This window comes from Pseudomonas sp. IT-P100, from assembly GCF_949767185.1.
In the GTDB taxonomy this organism is placed as follows: domain Bacteria; phylum Pseudomonadota; class Gammaproteobacteria; order Pseudomonadales; family Pseudomonadaceae; genus Aquipseudomonas; species Aquipseudomonas fluorescens_B.
This window is the reverse complement of sequence record NZ_CATKQK010000011.1, coordinates 502,960-518,035: the sequence shown is the minus strand read 5'-3', so window position 1 is coordinate 518,035 and position 15,076 is coordinate 502,960. Positions and strand designations below refer to the sequence as shown.

Annotated in this window: 15 protein-coding genes; 6 read left to right on the top strand and 9 right to left on the bottom strand. The window is 59.7% G+C overall.

Annotated elements, in window-relative coordinates:
* The first annotated feature begins 4 nt into the window (after window positions 1-4).
* Complete coding sequence (locus ACM6IQ_RS10560) at window positions 5-1,240, top strand: dienelactone hydrolase family protein (protein ID WP_017339673.1); 1,236 nt, start codon at window positions 5-7, stop codon at window positions 1,238-1,240.
* A gap of 72 nt (window positions 1,241-1,312) precedes the next feature.
* Here ACM6IQ_RS10560 and ACM6IQ_RS10555 read toward each other — a convergent pair whose 3' ends face one another.
* Window positions 1,313-2,830 carry a nucleobase:cation symporter-2 family protein gene (locus ACM6IQ_RS10555; protein WP_017339674.1) on the bottom strand — a complete coding sequence of 506 codons (1,518 nt, stop codon included), beginning with the start codon at window positions 2,828-2,830 and terminating at the stop codon, window positions 1,313-1,315.
* A 246-nt stretch (window positions 2,831-3,076) separates the two neighbouring features.
* On the opposite strand from ACM6IQ_RS10555, the gene ACM6IQ_RS10550 reads away from it, so the two are divergent.
* Window positions 3,077-3,358, top strand: a complete 282-nt coding sequence (locus ACM6IQ_RS10550) for a BrnT family toxin (RefSeq protein WP_414878687.1) — start codon at window positions 3,077-3,079, stop codon at window positions 3,356-3,358.
* A 3-nt stretch (window positions 3,359-3,361) separates the two neighbouring features.
* Window positions 3,362-3,679, top strand: a complete 318-nt coding sequence (locus tag ACM6IQ_RS10545) for a BrnA antitoxin family protein (protein WP_414878686.1) — start codon at window positions 3,362-3,364, stop codon at window positions 3,677-3,679.
* On the opposite strand, the gene ACM6IQ_RS10540 is transcribed toward ACM6IQ_RS10545, so the two are convergent.
* From ACM6IQ_RS10540 to ACM6IQ_RS10520, 5 genes are all read right to left on the bottom strand, one after another.
* Window positions 3,676-4,503: an arylamine N-acetyltransferase family protein gene (locus ACM6IQ_RS10540; protein ID WP_414878685.1), complete on the bottom strand. Its 828-nt coding sequence runs from the start codon at window positions 4,501-4,503 to the stop codon at window positions 3,676-3,678. The two genes, ACM6IQ_RS10545 and ACM6IQ_RS10540, sit on opposite strands and share 4 nt — an antisense overlap.
* 111 nt (window positions 4,504-4,614) lie before the next feature.
* Window positions 4,615-5,409, bottom strand: a complete 795-nt coding sequence (locus ACM6IQ_RS10535; RefSeq protein ID WP_017339678.1) for an exodeoxyribonuclease III — start codon at window positions 5,407-5,409, stop codon at window positions 4,615-4,617.
* Window positions 5,410-5,662: 253 nt separating this feature from the next.
* Window positions 5,663-7,234: a GGDEF domain-containing protein gene (locus ACM6IQ_RS10530; RefSeq protein ID WP_017339679.1), complete on the bottom strand. Its 1,572-nt coding sequence runs from the start codon at window positions 7,232-7,234 to the stop codon at window positions 5,663-5,665.
* Window positions 7,235-7,299: 65 nt separating this feature from the next.
* A complete protein-coding gene (locus ACM6IQ_RS10525) occupies window positions 7,300-8,091 on the bottom strand; it encodes an aldolase (protein ID WP_414878684.1) in 792 nt (263 codons plus the stop codon).
* Between the two features lie 17 nt (window positions 8,092-8,108).
* Window positions 8,109-8,813: a haloacid dehalogenase type II gene (locus ACM6IQ_RS10520; RefSeq protein ID WP_414878683.1), complete on the bottom strand. Its 705-nt coding sequence runs from the start codon at window positions 8,811-8,813 to the stop codon at window positions 8,109-8,111.
* Between the two features lie 109 nt (window positions 8,814-8,922).
* Between ACM6IQ_RS10520 and ACM6IQ_RS10515 the strand changes: the two genes are divergently transcribed.
* On the top strand, window positions 8,923-9,765 hold the full coding sequence (locus ACM6IQ_RS10515; RefSeq protein ID WP_414878682.1) for a LysR family transcriptional regulator: 843 nt from the start codon (window positions 8,923-8,925) through the stop codon (window positions 9,763-9,765).
* Window positions 9,766-9,816: 51 nt separating this feature from the next.
* On the opposite strand, the gene ACM6IQ_RS10510 is transcribed toward ACM6IQ_RS10515, so the two are convergent.
* Window positions 9,817-10,218, bottom strand: coding sequence for a hypothetical protein (locus ACM6IQ_RS10510; RefSeq protein ID WP_017339683.1), 402 nt, complete (start codon window positions 10,216-10,218; stop codon window positions 9,817-9,819).
* Between the two features lie 107 nt (window positions 10,219-10,325).
* Window positions 10,326-12,068 carry a L,D-transpeptidase family protein gene (locus tag ACM6IQ_RS10505; protein WP_414878681.1) on the bottom strand — a complete coding sequence of 581 codons (1,743 nt, stop codon included), beginning with the start codon at window positions 12,066-12,068 and terminating at the stop codon, window positions 10,326-10,328.
* Between the two features lie 81 nt (window positions 12,069-12,149).
* Between ACM6IQ_RS10505 and ACM6IQ_RS10500 the strand changes: the two genes are divergently transcribed.
* A complete protein-coding gene (locus tag ACM6IQ_RS10500) occupies window positions 12,150-12,854 on the top strand; it encodes a murein L,D-transpeptidase catalytic domain family protein (RefSeq protein WP_414878680.1) in 705 nt (234 codons plus the stop codon).
* A gap of 115 nt (window positions 12,855-12,969) precedes the next feature.
* Here ACM6IQ_RS10500 and ACM6IQ_RS10495 read toward each other — a convergent pair whose 3' ends face one another.
* The gene (locus ACM6IQ_RS10495) at window positions 12,970-13,827 is read right to left on the bottom strand and encodes a LysR substrate-binding domain-containing protein (protein WP_017339686.1); all 858 of its coding nucleotides are present in this window, start codon (window positions 13,825-13,827) and stop codon (window positions 12,970-12,972) included.
* Window positions 13,828-13,936: 109 nt separating this feature from the next.
* On the opposite strand from ACM6IQ_RS10495, the gene ACM6IQ_RS10490 reads away from it, so the two are divergent.
* Window positions 13,937-15,046 carry a 2-aminoethylphosphonate--pyruvate transaminase gene (locus ACM6IQ_RS10490; RefSeq protein WP_414878679.1) on the top strand — a complete coding sequence of 370 codons (1,110 nt, stop codon included), beginning with the start codon at window positions 13,937-13,939 and terminating at the stop codon, window positions 15,044-15,046.
* The last annotated feature ends 30 nt before the right edge of the window (window positions 15,047-15,076 follow it).

Genomic DNA, 15,076 nt, shown 5'->3' with positions numbered 1-15,076 from the left:
AAACATGGGCAAGATGATTGAGATACGGGCAACGGACAGCAACGCCACGTTCGGCGGTTACCTGGCTCTGCCAGCCAGCGGCAAGGGCCCCGGGGTGGTGATCGGCCAGGAGATTTTCGGTGTCAACGCCAATATGCGCGCGGTGGCCGATTTCTATGCCGAAGAGGGCTACGTGGCACTGGTGCCGGACCTGTTCTGGCGCCTGCAACCGGGCGTTGACCTGGGCTACACCGAAGCGGATTTCGCCGTTGCCATCGACCTGTTTCAGCGTCTGGACGTGGACAAGGCCATCACCGACATCGACGCCAGCTTCAAAGCCCTGCGTGCCCTGCCTGAAGTCGAAGGTTCGGGCCTGGGTTATGTCGGCTTCTGCATGGGTGGCAAACTGGCCTGGCTGACCGCCGCGCGTACCGATGTGGCCTGCTCGGTCGGCTACTACGGCATGGGTATCGAACACCTGCTGCACGAATCGAAAAACCTGAAGGGCCGGCTGGTACTGCATTTTGCCGAGAATGATGGCTACTGCGACGCCAATGCCCGCGCCCGGATCAGCGAGCACCTGGCCGGCAACGACAAAGCGGAAATCTACGTGTACCCAGGCGTCGACCATGCCTTCGCCAGGGCCGGGGGCTCACACTATGACAAGCCAGCCACGCTGATGGCCCATGAACGCAGCATCGCCGCACTCAAGCGCGAGATCGGCCCCCACTTCAACCTGTCAGCCCTGTGGGAAGAACACATCCGCCACGAATTCGAGACCCGCGACGTACCCGCCACCATGGCTACCATGGTCGCTGAACCCTACGTCAACCATATCCCGACCATGACCGGCGGCGTTGGCGCCAGGGAACTCAGCCGCTTCTATCAACACCATTTTGTCCACGGCAATCCACCGGACATGAAGCTCATCCCGATTTCCCGCACCATCGGCGCACTGCAGATCGTGGATGAGTTCATCATGTGCTTCACCCACAGCACTGAAATTGACTGGATGCTGCCCAACGTCGCACCGACCGGCCGGTACGTCGAGATTCCGATGCTGGGTGTGATCAAGTTCCGCGGGGACAAGCTGTACCACGAGCACATCTACTGGGACCAGGCCAGTGTGCTGGTGCAGATTGGCTTGTTGAATCCTGAAGGGCTGCCGGTGGCGGGAGTGGAAACGGCAAGAAAGCTATTGGATGAACAACTGCCGTCCAATACGTTGATGGGGCGCTGGACGCAAAGCGAGCAAGAATGACTGCGACCTTCTGATCTGTAAAAAGGCCGATCTGTCGCTCAACAGATCGGCCTTTTTTCATACGCTCAAACGTCAGACATGCTCACTGCTTTTCGCAGGCACCGCCCGTGGTTCTCCATGCCCATGATCCACCTCCACCACCGGGACCTCTTTACCGTCGCAGTCGTGCAACTTGCCTTCGCTGAAGTAATCCCCTTCGCGCAGCGCGGCCAGATCCTGATAACGCAGGACCCGTTCAGTACCCGCCGCAAACACCGACTGCTGATCCGAGTTACCGGCAGTGAGGTGGTTGAAGGTCAGGTTCAGCACGATGGCCATGATCGCCGAGGAGCTGATGCCCGAGTGGAAGATCGTCGCGAACCAGCTTGGGAAGTGGTCGTAGAAATTCGGCGCAGCGATGGGGATCATGCCGAAACCGATGGAGGTGGCGACGATGATCAGGTTGACGTTGTTGCGGTAGTCGACCTTGGACAGTGTGCGAATGCCGCTGGCCGCCACGGTGCCAAACAGCACGATTCCGGCACCACCCAGCACGGAAGTCGGCACGGCGGCGATGACTCGGCCCATGAATGGCAGCAGGCCGAGGATCACCAGAAACAACCCGCCGGTGGCCACCACGAAACGGCTCTTGATCCCGGTCACCGCCACCAGGCCGACGTTCTGGGCGAACGCGCTTTGGGTGAAGGAGCCGAAGATCGGCGCGATCATGCTCGACAGCATGTCGGCGCGCAGGCCATTGCCCAGGCGTTTGGAGTCGACCTTGGTGTCGATGATTTCACCGACGGCGAGGATGTCCGCCGAGGTTTCCACCAGTGTCACCATGACCACGATGCACATCGACAGGATCGCTGCGAAGTGGAAGGTCGGCATGCCGAAGTGGAACGGTGTAGGGAAGCCGAACATCGGGCCCTGGGTGACGGACGAGAAGTCTGCCATGCCGAGAAACACCGCGATGACTGTGCCGATCACCATGGCCAACAGAATCGAGAGCCGGGAAATGGTCGCGCTGCCAACCTTGCTCAGCAACAGCACCAGCACCAGCGTCACTGCCGCCAGACCGATGTTCGCCATGCTGCCGAAGTCTGGTGCATGACTGTTGCCACCCATGGCCCAGCGCGCGGCCACCGGCATCAGCGTCAGGCCAATGGTCGTGATCACGATGCCCGTCACCAGCGGTGGGAAGAATTTGGTGATGCGCGAGAACACCGGCGTGATCAGCAATCCGATCAACGACGCGGCAATCACCGCCCCGAGAATCGACTGAAACCCGCCCTCGCCACCACTGCTGACGATCGCCACCATCGTCGCGACGCCAGAGAACGACACGCCCTGCACCAGCGGCAACTGGCAACCGAAAAACGGTAAACCGAGGGTCTGCAGCAACGTCGCCAAGCCCCCCGCAAACAATGAAGCAGCAATCAACAAGCCGATGTCCGCCGGCGAGAGCCCGGCCGCCTGGCCGATGATCAAAGGCACCGCGACGATACCGCCATACATGGTCAGAACATGTTGCAGGCCGTAAGCCATATTCGCGCCGACTCCGAGGTTTTCGTCCTCAGGCCGTTGGTGTGAAACATGGGGCGTTTTCATGGTTGGGGGGTTCCCTGGTTTTTTGTTATGCGCACACTGTATGCAAGACTCAGGACAAATGTCTATAGAGTTGTATACAACTCGCCAGTCAGATTATGGACAGGTGTCCATCCCCACCCGCAGCATCCTTCAATAAACCTTGAAATATATCCGTCCCGAGCCTCGTTCGCTCCCCCGCTAGTCTTTTGAGTTCCTGGCGACCGCCGGTAGCGTCGCTCTCTTTTTTATACATATAAAGTATGCATAATGAAGCCATTCGAAATTCAGTATCACAAGGCAAAAAACGCGGCGAACAAACTGAAGCACCAAGGCATCAGCCTCGCAGAGACTGAAGCCGTGTTCCATGACGAACGGGCGCTGACGCTCCAGGATGATCTTCATGACGAGCAACGATGGATCATCATGGGGCTGGACGCCAAAGGTCGCCTGCTGGTCGTCGCGTACACCTACCGTGAGCCGAATTTCGTTCGAATCATTTCCGCGCGTCTCGCCACAAAAAACGAGCGTCGCCAATATTTGGAGGCTTGAGTAATGAAAGATGAATACGACTTCAGCAATGCCAAGCGTGGGGCGGTTGCCCCCGGCAAAGGCAAGACCCGCATTACCATCATGCTGGATGAAGCGGTCATAGAAGCCGCTCGCACGCTTGCGGAAAGCGAGGGGTATGGCTACCAGACGGTGATCAACAACACACTGCGACACGCGTTGCTCAGCGACAGAAACACACCTGCCGGGACCGGGCATCTCAAAAAGGGCATAACGCCCTCCGATCTGAAAAGCCTGGAAAAGAAGTTGCTGGATGCCGTCAGCGAAATCCGTCAATTGATGGAGCCTGACGTCCGCCCCTAGTCCTGTTCGATCAACCGCCCAAGCACCTGCTTCAAATGTGCGTGCTCAGGCACCCGGATCCCGAACTCGCTCGCCAGCAACCGGACCAGATCAGCCACCTCAGTGATCTGCCGCCGCTCGCTCTCGCTGCCGATCCGGTGGATGGCAAAACTGCCATTGTTCAGCGTACGGCGCCACCCTTCCCCTGTCCGCGCCACCATAAGCTGTTTGGCAAAAGATGATTCGGGATGGGTTGAGACATACCAGTTGCCGACGGCGTAATCGATGTCTTCCTGGCGTTGCAGGTCGAAGATGTACATCGCGCGCCACTCACCAGCGACTTTGGCGCGCAGGGTGTAGCCGTCTGCGTGGCGTTCAATCCGATAAGGTTCATGAGGCGTGAGTTGCTCCTCCGGAGTGTCGAGCAGCAGCGGCGCGGTGGGGACCATACCGCCGAATCCCACATCGGTGATGTAGCGCACGCCCCCCAGGGTGACCAGGCTCAAGCGGTGCGTACGCGCGGTCCACGCCCCCTCGGGCTGGCCCATGACCACGCGGCCGGAAATGCCGCAAGCGTCGAAACCCAGCGCCTGAAGCAGGGCCAGGAACAGGTTGTTGAGTTCATAGCAGTAACCACCGCGGCCATCGTGCAGGACTTTTTGCTCGATGGACGGCAAGTCGATGAGTACCGGCTCGCCAGACAACGTGGTGAGGTTTTCGAACGGGAACGCAGCGGTGTGACGAAACTGCAGCTGACGCAGGGTTTCCAGGGTTGGCGCCGGTGGCGCGTCGAAACCCAGACGTTGCAGGTACAACGCAAGATTGCTCAGACGTAGCTCGCTCATTGCTCGATCCTTATGCATGGGGCCGCGGATCTCTCCGCCGATGGGCGCCATGTATAAGGGAAAAAGCGGTCCGCCCGACAATTGATTTCGCCAATAGCCACGCATATACAATCAACGGCGCTTGCGTGAACCCAGTTGAATCCACGTCGGGGCATGGTCGCTGGCATGTGGCTCGTTGCGCACCCACGCATCGACACCCGCGTCTTGCAGATAAGGGCTCAGCGCCGGGTTGAGCAACAGATGATCGATGCGCAACCCGGAATTTTTCTGCCAATGCTGTCGGAAATAGTCCCAGAAGGTGTAGAGCCGATCCTCCGGATACAGATGGCGCAGGGCGTCGGTCCACCCCTGATCCAGCAACCGTTGATAACACTCGCGGCTTTCCGGTTGCAGCAGCGCATCCTTGAGCCAGGACCGTGGGTTATAGATATCCAGGTCAGTCGGCACCACGTTGTAGTCACCGGCCAGCACCACCGGGTGTTCGCTGCTCTGGAGATCCTTGGCGTAGGCAATCAGCCGCTCGAACCAGGCCAGCTTGTAATCGAACTTCGGCCCCGGCTGCGGATTGCCGTTTGGCAGATACAGGCAGCCCACCAGGACACCGTGCACAGCAGCCTCCAGATACCGACTGTGGGTATCACCGTCGTCACCCGGCAAACCACGGCGACTCTCCAGCGGTTGCGCATCCCGGGCCAGAATCGCCACCCCGTTCCACGAGGCTTGACCCTGCCATATCGCGCCGTAGCCGGCAGCCTCAAGCTCTGCGGCAGGAAATGCACTGTCCACCGACTTGAGCTCCTGCAGGCAGGCGATGTCCGGTTTCTCCCGCTCCAGCCAGGCCAGCAGGTTTGGCAGCCGGGCGCGCATGCCATTGACGTTGAACGTTGCGACTCGCAGATTCTTCATGGGCCAGCGCTCCGGACATGTGTGTTCAGTGTGTGACATCCACGCATTCCGGTGGTTGCGTCGGCCGGATCGACGATGGCGCCCAACAATAATCCCGGTGAGCCTTCCGGCGGCCACAGCAGCGACGGCGGCAATAAGGGCGATGGCGGCTCGGGCTCTTCAAGCGACAGCTCCGGCGAAACGGGCAGCTCCAGTCGCTCAGGTGCGGGAGGCGAAACTGGCGGTAGCTGACCGCGCGCAAGCCGACCTCATCTCAACGATCCGAGCGCATCAGTTCCCCGACACCGCCGTCCATCGACAGCACCGCCGAACGGTTTCGTCCGGAATGCTTGGCCTGATACAACGCCGCGTCCGCGCGCTCAATGAGCACTTCGGTGCTGTCCAGGCGCGTCGGTACGAAGGCATAACAACCGAGACTGACCGTCACATAACCACTGGGCGCGGCGCTGTGATTGATGTTCCGGGTCATGACGCTGCGGCGGATCTGCTCGGCAATGACCATCGCACCCTGAATATCCGTATTCGGCAGCAACACAGCGAATTCCTCGCCGCCGTAACGCACCGCCAGATCGGTGGTTCGATGGCAGCAACTCTTCACCACCCTCGCCACTTCGGCCAGGCAATGGTCACCCGCGACATGGCCGTAAGCGTCGTTGTAGCGCTTGAAGTAATCGATATCGAGCATGATCAGGCTCAACGAACTCGACTGCCGGATTCCACGGCCAAACTCGAGGTCCAGCGCTTGTTCGAACAGTCGGCGATTGGCCAGGCCGGTGAGACTGTCATGGGTCGCGATCAGCTTCAGCGCCTCCTTGGCCTTGCGCAAATCCTTCTCGACCCGTTCACCGAGGCGCACCTGGCGCACGAACACCCAACCGAACAGCCCCACGCCCAGCACAACCAGCGCCACAATGACGCTGGATTTAAACGCCGTGTCATACCAGCCCTTGAGAATCGAATCCCGGGACGAGGCCGCGGACACCACCAGCGGATAGGCGTCGAGTTGCCGGTAGCCTTGCAAGCGGACAGTGCCATCGAGTACAGAACTGATCATGGCGTTGCCGGACATTGCGCCTGCCAGGTACTTGCTGAAAATCTCCCCTTTGGCCAGTGACTGGCCAATCTGCGCTTCCACAAACGGCCGTCGCGCCAGCAGCGTTCCATCAGTCAGCGCCAGAAAAATAGAGCCGTCGTCATCGATGCTGAAGCTTTTGAAAAACTGATCGAAGTAGGACATTTTGATGCCGGCCAGCAACACGCCCTGGAAATGGCCGTCCTTGTCATTCACCCGCTTGGAAACCGGAATGATCCACTCGCCATTCACGCGACTGCGAATCGCCGGGCCGATGTGCGCCAGGGACGATACGTTCTGCTGGTGAAACAGGAAATAGTCGCGGTCCGCCACGCCGGGGCCGCGGGGCAGATCCTCGAATGAGGTGACGACCCATTGCCCCTTTTGATCGAACAGGAAGATCCCGTGCAACTGACTGAGTGTCTGTACCCGTCGGGCAAACGTTTTCTGTAGACGCGGGATCTGCGCCGGGACGAACCCGTCAACCTGAATCCAGTCCGCCAGGCTGGTCAGTACCAGGTCGGCTTTCATGAATGTGTCTTCAGCCTGCTGGGCCATGGCGCGGGTGAGGTTCGAAGACGCCACTTCGGCCACCGCCAGATCGTGCCGGCGCGATTGCTCCAGTTGCAGATAAAGCAAACCGCACAGGCACAGACACACCACGACAATAAACAGCACCGCCGCCTTGCGCAGGGGTAACCGTTTCAAATTGACGCCACTGGCGTCGCGCGGGTCGTCACCGGAGATAGGCAAAAGCTCGTCCTGCAAGGGTAAGGCATGGGCGAAGGCCCAAAACCCTTAATGTTTGCGAGCTTAGTCTACGGGATGGTGCGGGGCAATTGTCCTTTGGGCAGGCGTCGCATTGCACTGCGCAAATGTGCTTGAGCACTTTCTGCATCTCCCAGGCGCATTTGTTCGTAGGCACGTTGCGCAACGGCGGGAGGCACTGGCTTGAGATCGCGCTGGGTCGCCATCGCCATCAATTGCACCTGGGCGGCGCGTTCCAGGTAATACAGATCATCCCAGGCTTCGGCGATGGTCGGCCCTGCGACGATCACGCCGTGGTTCTTCAAAAACAGGACGTCGGCATTGCCCATGACGCTGGCAATCCGGTCACCTTCGGACTCATCGAGGGCCAGGCCGTTGTAATCCTCGTCCACCGCCGTACGCCCGTAGAATTTCAACGCTGTTTGCCCCAGCCACAATAGCGGCGGGCCTTGCAGCAAACACAACGCCGTGGCGTGGGGCATGTGCGTGTGGAACGCCACTTTGACCCTCGGCAGCAGTTTGTGCAGGCGCGCATGGATGTAAAACGCGGTCGCCTCGGGCTGGCCTTCGCCGGCCACGACGTTGCCGTGGAAGTCGCAGACCAACAGGTTGTCCGCAGTGACTTCTGCAAACGCGTAGCCGTAGGGGTTCACGAAAAACAGATCATCGCGCCCCGGCACCATGGCGGAAAAGTGATTGCAGATCCCCTCCTCCAGCCCATGCAGTGCCGCCAGTTGAAAGCACGCCGCCAATTCCGAGCGCGCCGTGATGACAGCCGGCAAGTCCAGGTTCAGGTCGGTGTAACGGGCGGAACGGGAACCGCCTGCAAGAGTGTGTGCCATGGCAATGACTCCGGGGTTTACCAGCCAAGGGATTCGAACAAGGGCAGGACTTGATCCAGCGTGCTCAATATCGCATCGGGTTGATAGTCGGGCAGCAATTGGCGACCGGTGCCGCGGTCGATCCACACGCAGCGAAAATGCATATCGCGCGCGGCGGTGTGGTCCAGCGTCGGGCTCGCGCAGATGTGCACCACCTGATCACGACTGACGCCCAGCTGCGCGTGAGCGTAGTCGAACAACCGCGGATCGGGCTTGTAGGCACCGGCCTGCTGGGCGGTGATGACCCGATCGATGTGGCCACCGAGTTGCGCCACATTGCCGGCGATGATGTCGTCATCGGTGTTGGACACGATGCACAACTTGAAGCCCATCGTCTTGAGCCGGGCAAGCGTGTCGATCACCTCGGGAAACGGCGGCATTTTCGGGATCGCCGCTGCCAGCCGTTGACTGTCTTCGTCCGAGCTCGCCAACCCCAGATCCTCCAGCGCCATTTGCAACCCAAGGGTGCTCAACTGCCGGAACGCACGATGCGGCGGTGTCTGCTCCAGCCGGTGTTCGTGCCGGTCATACACCTCGATCAGGCGATCGACATCGACGGTGTGATCACCCTTGTCGCGCAGGATCTGCGCGACCACGGCTTTCAAACCTTCATCCCATTGAATCAGCGTGCCGTAGCAATCGAAGGTCAGCCACTCGGGGCGTGGAGCGTTTTTGAGTGCCATGGTCATATCCTCTGAAAAGTGATCTTCAGGTTACGAGCGAACGGTGATAGTGTGAAATTAAATTAATATCGACTCGTCAGTGATAAATCAAATATCAAAGGAGCCCGCCATGCTCGATCTCGAACTGCTCAAGAGCTTCGTCTGCGTGGTGGACGAAGGCAGCTTCACCCGCGCTGCCGAACGTGTACACCGCACCCAATCCACCGTGAGCCAACAGGTTCGCAAACTGGAAGAACTGGTCGGGCATGCGCTGCTGCTTCGCGACCGCACAGGACAGAACATCAGCGTCACCGAGCACGGCGAGCTGCTGATTCACTATGCCCGGCGGCTGTTGGCCCTGTCCTCGGAGGCGGTGGAAGCCCTCGCCAGTGATCTCGACCTGGAAATACTGCGCATTGGCGTACCGGAGGATTTCGATGCACGGCGTATGGCTGTGATCCTCGCCGGCTTCAACCGCAGCCGACCTGAAGCGCGGCTGGAAACCGTCAGCGGCATGAGCACCGATCTCAAGCAAAAGCTCGCGACGGGCGCCATCGACATTGCACTGGTCAAGCGTGAACCGGACAGCGGCCCAAGCTGGGCGGCGTGGCCGGAAGCGCTGGTGTGGGTCAAAGGTGCGGGGGTCGACTCCGCCCAGGGCGTCTTGCCATTGGCGCTGTTCCCACAAGGCTGCATTTATCGGCAACGGGCAATCCGCCTGCTGGATGTGGCACAGCGACCGTGGCGGGTTGCGTTTGGCAGCCACAGCCTGACGGGGATTCAGGCGGCGGTGGCGTCCGGATTGGGCCTGTCAGTGCTGCCCGCTTCGGCGGTGTTGCCAGAGCACACCGTGTGCACTGATCTGCCCGAATTACCGCCGACAGAATTGGCGCTGATCAGTCGCGAAGGCGCGCTGACCGGATTGCAGCGAGGGCTGGTGGAGTTTTTGCGGGAGGCGCTGGGCAAGGCATGAACAGGAGAAATGGGCGTGAGATGAACGCCCGTTTCTCTATGCGGCTCAACTTCAAGGCGTCAGTTTCAAGTGCGCGTTGACTCTGCCGCTCTTCGGATCGACAAACCAATACTCATTGTTAGCGGTCTTCACCTGACCGCATTCGGTTGGGTAGCCTTTCGCTTCAATACAAATCACCCCGTCTTTCAGCGTCCACTTTTCCTTCTCCGGTTTGTAGGGCGCCATCTCGAATGTCTCGACTCCGTTCGGCGCAAAACTCATCGAATAAGGGTGACTGCCTTCTCGGGTGGTTCCGTAAAATTTCCTTCCCACCAGCGTGCTGGTTATCTGCGCGTCATCAAGGGCCACCGCCGATGCAGGCACCGGCGGTGGCTCATAGTTACTACGCGGAGTGGTTGCGCAGCCTGCCAGGCAGACCAACAGGATGGACGCGCCGAACTTTAATGAAGTCATGCCACACCTTCCTTGTAAGTACCGGAAGAATTTCCAGTAAATCAAAGATTAGGCGATGCTGTTTTGGCGCCCCGGCGCAAGTGCCGAACGGTTGACAGCCATTTCCCCTACGGCTGCCCAGTTCCCGCCGATGCTGTCGCCGCATGTAGATTCAACACCGGCATTTGCGAAGGTCGATTCAATGCCCGCAGCAAGGGTTCATCGTAGCCATACACATCCGGTTTGAATGAGACGCGCCCGTCGCTGCCCAGATCGACTGTCCAGTAGGCCAACAACACCGGCACTTTCACCGGTAGCCGAATATTCTCGGTCTTGCCATTGGCCAGCTGTTTCTGAATACCGGCGCTGTTCCACTTAACCGGGTCGTTGAACAGCAACTCCACCAGTTGCAGCGGGTTCTCCACCCGGATGCAGCCCGAACTGGTCGCGCGGACAGTCTTGGCAAACAGCTCGCGATGCGGCGTGTCGTGAAGATAAATCGCGTAGTTGTTGGGAAAGCGGATGACCACCTGGCCCAATGAGCTATCGGGCCCGGCATCCTGGCGCAAACTGATGCCACGCGGGTTGGTCCAGTCAACGGCCGCAGGATCCAGTTCGTGGCCTTCGCGATCGATCACACGAATACGGTTGGCGGCCAGGTAGCCGGGATTGCTCTGGATCTTCGGCAGCACGTCTTCCTTGAGGATCGTCGGCGGCACCGTCCAGGTCGGATTAAACGTGACGTAGGTGATCTGCGCCTGAAAGATAGGCGTATTGCGCGCCGCTTTACCAACCTGCACCCGGGATCGCCAGATCGGCTGACCATCGCGGTACATCGCTACTTTGTAGCCGGCAATATCAACGATAACGAACGTGCCTTGAAGCTTGTAAAGCAGCCAGCGCGCCCGCTCCATGTTCACCCGAACCTGATCAATGCGTGCGTCAACGGGCACATTCAAAGCCGCCAGCGTCGTCGCACCCGCTATCCCATCCGCTCCGAGGTATTGCTCGTTCTGATACTTTTTCACTGCGGCGGTGACGGCGCCATCGTACTTCGTACCATGGATCAATCGCGGATCGAGAAAACCTGCAGCGACCATCCTCGCGCGCAACTGCGCGACAGCCGGTTCGTCCATGCCAGGCTTGAGCGAATGGTCTACAACCACTTGCGGCCAGCCGCCCCGGTCCCGAATACCACGCAATTGCGCCAGCGCCTGACGCAATCCCACGTACACCGCTTCTTGCGGCGGAGCGATGGCAAATGCCTTCGCTACATCGTGATTGTCGAGCGCCGCGAAGAAAGCATTGACGTCGTCGCGCGGGTCGACGCCATCGGCGTCAAAATTCCAATGAATGTCGAGCCGCGCGGGATCGACCTTGCCCCGCCGCAGCTGCAGCAGCGCGGTAATAAACGTATGCGTCGTCGCCAAATCAAAGGCCGCCCGTTGCTCGGGGGTGACGGGCGTAGTCTGCATCGTGGCCCGGGATCGGATCAGCTCATCAATATGAAAATCCGTCGGGTTCAAACCATCGGCGTCAGTCGCGCTCAAGCTGGCGATCAATTGTGCGACGTCGCGGTCATCGGTCCACGCTGCGCGATAAGCGCGATGCGTATAAAAATCCATCACCAGACGGCTGACATCCACCCGCCGATGACGCGGCGCGGTCAGCAACGGCGGAAACGCGGTTTTCAGCGGCTCAAGCGAGGTCTGAATCGCCTGACCGACGTTATCGCCTGCTTCCGCCTCGATAACGGAGCTAGGCGCAATTGTCGGCTCAATCGGCGAAGTTTCCGCAAGCGCTGTGCCGCTGATCAGAAAGCCCATAAAAAATACGCGGCTTATGACGAATAACCTTGTTAAAAGCACCATGGATAATCCTTAATCTCCCGCATTCAACGCCTGGCTTTCAATGCACTGCTAGACTCGAACTTAACATGATGAGACATCTATATGGCGCCACTACGTATTGGCTATCTGCTGCCGGCCCTGCTATTGACTGCAATGTCCGTACCGTTAGCCTACGCCGATTCGCTCGCGGCCGCCCTCATCAAAGCGGCCCCGAAAGCCAACGCCAACGTCATTAACCTCGCCGTTCGCGCCTCGCAATGCAGCATCGCCCAAGGCACTGCGCCTGTCCAAAGACTTGCGGTGATCGATTATTCCCTGCCCTCGACCGAACAGCGCCTGTGGGTGTTCGATTTGAAGAAGCGCAAGTTGCTGTTTCATGAACTGGTCGCCCACGGCCGCAACAGCGGCGAGAACATGGCCGTCAACTTCTCCAATCAAAATGAAAGCTTTGCCACCAGTCTCGGGCTGTATCGCACGCAACAGAGCTATGTCGGGCAAAACGGTTATTCGCTGCGCATGGAAGGCCTGGAGCCGGGTTTCAACGACAATGCGTTTGACCGGGCAATCGTGATTCATGGAGCGCCTTACGTCAGCCCGGTGCTTGCACGGGCCAATGGCCGAATCGGCAGAAGCCTGGGCTGCCCGGCGGTACGGCCGGCGATTGCACACAAGCTGATTGATTCGATGAAAGACGGGCAGTTGCTGTTTTCGTACTACCCGGATCAGCGCTGGTTGAAGAAATCTTCGTACATCAATTGCGGTAGCGAGACCGTGGCCACGGCGTCGAAATCCACAACCAACCGTTGACGCTTACTGTCCAAGTGACAACGCGTGACCGGTACCCGCGACGATCCAAGCTCCCCAACACGACAAAAAAATCGGTGGCGGGCAGCCCCTTTGTAGAAGCTGCAGAAGACAGCACCTACGGCGCCAACCCGAAAAACGCCTGTATCAACCTCAAGTCCCTGCGCCGCTCCATACACCCGATCATGTGCCGATTCACCAACCCCTCACCCATGATCGGCACCGCCGCTACCCGAGGGTCATGGCTGACTTCCACCGATGACACGACCCCGACCCCCAATTGCGCCGCGACCGCCTCGGTCACGGCCTCGCGACTGTCCAGCTCCAGCAACACTCGCGGGTTTACCTTGGCCTGAACACAGGCTTCATCAAACGTGCGCCGGGTGATCGAACCTGGCTCGCGCAATACCATGATGACCTGATCCAGTTCCTTGAGCTGCACGCCCTTCGACTTTTGTGCCCACGGATGACCGGCGGGCACCAGCGCACATATCCGCGACTCGCTCAGTGCCTGCAAATGCAAACCCTTGCGCGGCTCGACCTCCGTCAGCACTGCCACGTCGGCATGTTCCGATAACAACGCCGCCAGGGTTTCCTGGGCATTGCCCAGGCGCAGGTTCACGGTGATCCCCGGATAACGCACGCGCAAACTGGCCAGCATCGGCATGACCATGTGCGGCCCGTCCGCCGCCACTTCCAGGCGGCCGGTGAGCAACTGACGATTGGCCTCCAGCATTACCTGCGCTTCTTCGGCCAGACCAAACATCGCCCGAGTGATCGCTGCGAGTTTGGTGCCCTCCTCCGTCAGCTCCACCCGTCGGGCGGTGCGCCGCAGCAAAGTGATCTGGTAGTGCTCCTCCAACGCCTTGATGTGCCCGGTGACTGCCGGCTGGCTAATGAACAGCCGCGCGGCGGCCCGGGTGAAGCTGCCCTCGCGGGCCACCGCATCAAAGGCGCGGAGCTGGAACAGGTTCATGAATAACCCTCACTGATGGCTGGCATAACAACAAACAATTTGATTGATAGCACGGCAAATTGCAATTTAAGCCCCGTAGCTTCATCCCATCGATTGCGAGGACACGAGAATGAGTACTGCCGAACCCATCCTGCTCACCCCCGGCCCGTTGACGACTTCGGCCCGCACCCGCCAGGCGATGATGGTCGACTGGGGTTCATGGGATGACCGCTTCAATCAACTGACCGCCAGCCTCTGTGAGCAATTGCTGGCGATCATCAACGGCGGCGACAGCCACCACTGCGTGCCTCTGCAAGGCAGCGGCACCTTCGCGGTCGAAGCGGCAATCGGCACGCTGGTGCCGCGTGACGGCAAAGTCCTGGTGCTGATCAACGGCGCCTACGGCAAACGCCTGGCGAAAATCTGCGAAGTGCTCGGCCGTCCCTTCAGCACGTTTGAAACCGCCGAAGACGAACCCACCACTGCCGCCGACGTTGACCGTCTGCTGCGGGCCGACGCCAGCATTACCCACGTCGCGCTGATTCACTGCGAAACCAGCACCGGCATCCTCAACCCGCTGCCGGAAATCGCCCAGGTCATTGCGCAACATGGCAAACGCCTGATCATCGACGCCATGAGTTCTTTCGGCGCGCTGCCGGTGGATGCGCAACAGGTGCCGTTCGACGCGCTGATCGCCGCTTCGGGCAAATGCCTGGAAGGCGTACCGGGGATGGGTTTCGTCTTCGCTCGCAAAGCATCGCTGGCCAATGCCGCCGGTAACTCGCACTCGCTGGCGATGGACCTTTTCGACCAGCACACCTACATGGCCAAGACCGGCCAGTGGCGCTTCACACCGCCGACCCACGTGGTCGCCGCGCTGCACGAGGCCCTGCTGCAATACAACGAAGAAGGTGGCTTGCCGGTCCGGCATCAGCGCTACGCCGACAACTGCAAAGTGTTGCTCGATGACATGGCGAAACTTGGCTTGCGCAGCTTCCTGCCCGCCGCCATCCAGGCGCCGATCATCGTCACTTTTCACGCGCCGAAAGACCCGCGCTACCAGTTCAAGGAATTCTACGAACGCGTCAAGGCCAAGGGTTTCATTCTGTACCCCGGCAAATTGACCCAGGTCGAAACCTTCCGCGTCGGCTGCATCGGCCACGTCAACCAGACCGAGATGCACGCCGCCGTGGCGGCTATTGCCGAAGTGCTGCGCGAGATGGAAGTGTTAGAGATCTAAACCACACCGATTTCCCCTGGAGGAGCGGGC

Bases quoted from the DNA above. Each gene is read 5' to 3' on its own strand.
- ACM6IQ_RS10525 (WP_414878684.1), bottom strand. From the start codon at position 8,091: ATGGCACACACTCTTGCAGGCGGTTCCCGTTCCGCCCGTTACACCGAC.
- ACM6IQ_RS10550 (WP_414878687.1), top strand. From the start codon at position 3,077: ATGAAGCCATTCGAAATTCAGTATCACAAGGCAAAAAACGCGGCGAAC.
- ACM6IQ_RS10540 (WP_414878685.1), bottom strand. From the start codon at position 4,503: ATGAGCGAGCTACGTCTGAGCAATCTTGCGTTGTACCTGCAACGTCTG.
- ACM6IQ_RS10545 (WP_414878686.1), top strand. From the start codon at position 3,362: ATGAAAGATGAATACGACTTCAGCAATGCCAAGCGTGGGGCGGTTGCC.
- ACM6IQ_RS10535 (WP_017339678.1), bottom strand. From the start codon at position 5,409: ATGAAGAATCTGCGAGTCGCAACGTTCAACGTCAATGGCATGCGCGCC.
- ACM6IQ_RS10505 (WP_414878681.1), bottom strand. From the start codon at position 12,068: ATGGTGCTTTTAACAAGGTTATTCGTCATAAGCCGCGTATTTTTTATG.
- ACM6IQ_RS10510 (WP_017339683.1), bottom strand. From the start codon at position 10,218: ATGACTTCATTAAAGTTCGGCGCGTCCATCCTGTTGGTCTGCCTGGCA.
- ACM6IQ_RS10500 (WP_414878680.1), top strand. From the start codon at position 12,150: ATGGCGCCACTACGTATTGGCTATCTGCTGCCGGCCCTGCTATTGACT.
- ACM6IQ_RS10520 (WP_414878683.1), bottom strand. From the start codon at position 8,813: ATGGCACTCAAAAACGCTCCACGCCCCGAGTGGCTGACCTTCGATTGC.
- ACM6IQ_RS10515 (WP_414878682.1), top strand. From the start codon at position 8,923: ATGCTCGATCTCGAACTGCTCAAGAGCTTCGTCTGCGTGGTGGACGAA.
- ACM6IQ_RS10490 (WP_414878679.1), top strand. From the start codon at position 13,937: ATGAGTACTGCCGAACCCATCCTGCTCACCCCCGGCCCGTTGACGACT.
- ACM6IQ_RS10555 (WP_017339674.1), bottom strand. From the start codon at position 2,830: ATGAAAACGCCCCATGTTTCACACCAACGGCCTGAGGACGAAAACCTC.
- ACM6IQ_RS10560 (WP_017339673.1), top strand. From the start codon at position 5: ATGGGCAAGATGATTGAGATACGGGCAACGGACAGCAACGCCACGTTC.
- ACM6IQ_RS10495 (WP_017339686.1), bottom strand. From the start codon at position 13,827: ATGAACCTGTTCCAGCTCCGCGCCTTTGATGCGGTGGCCCGCGAGGGC.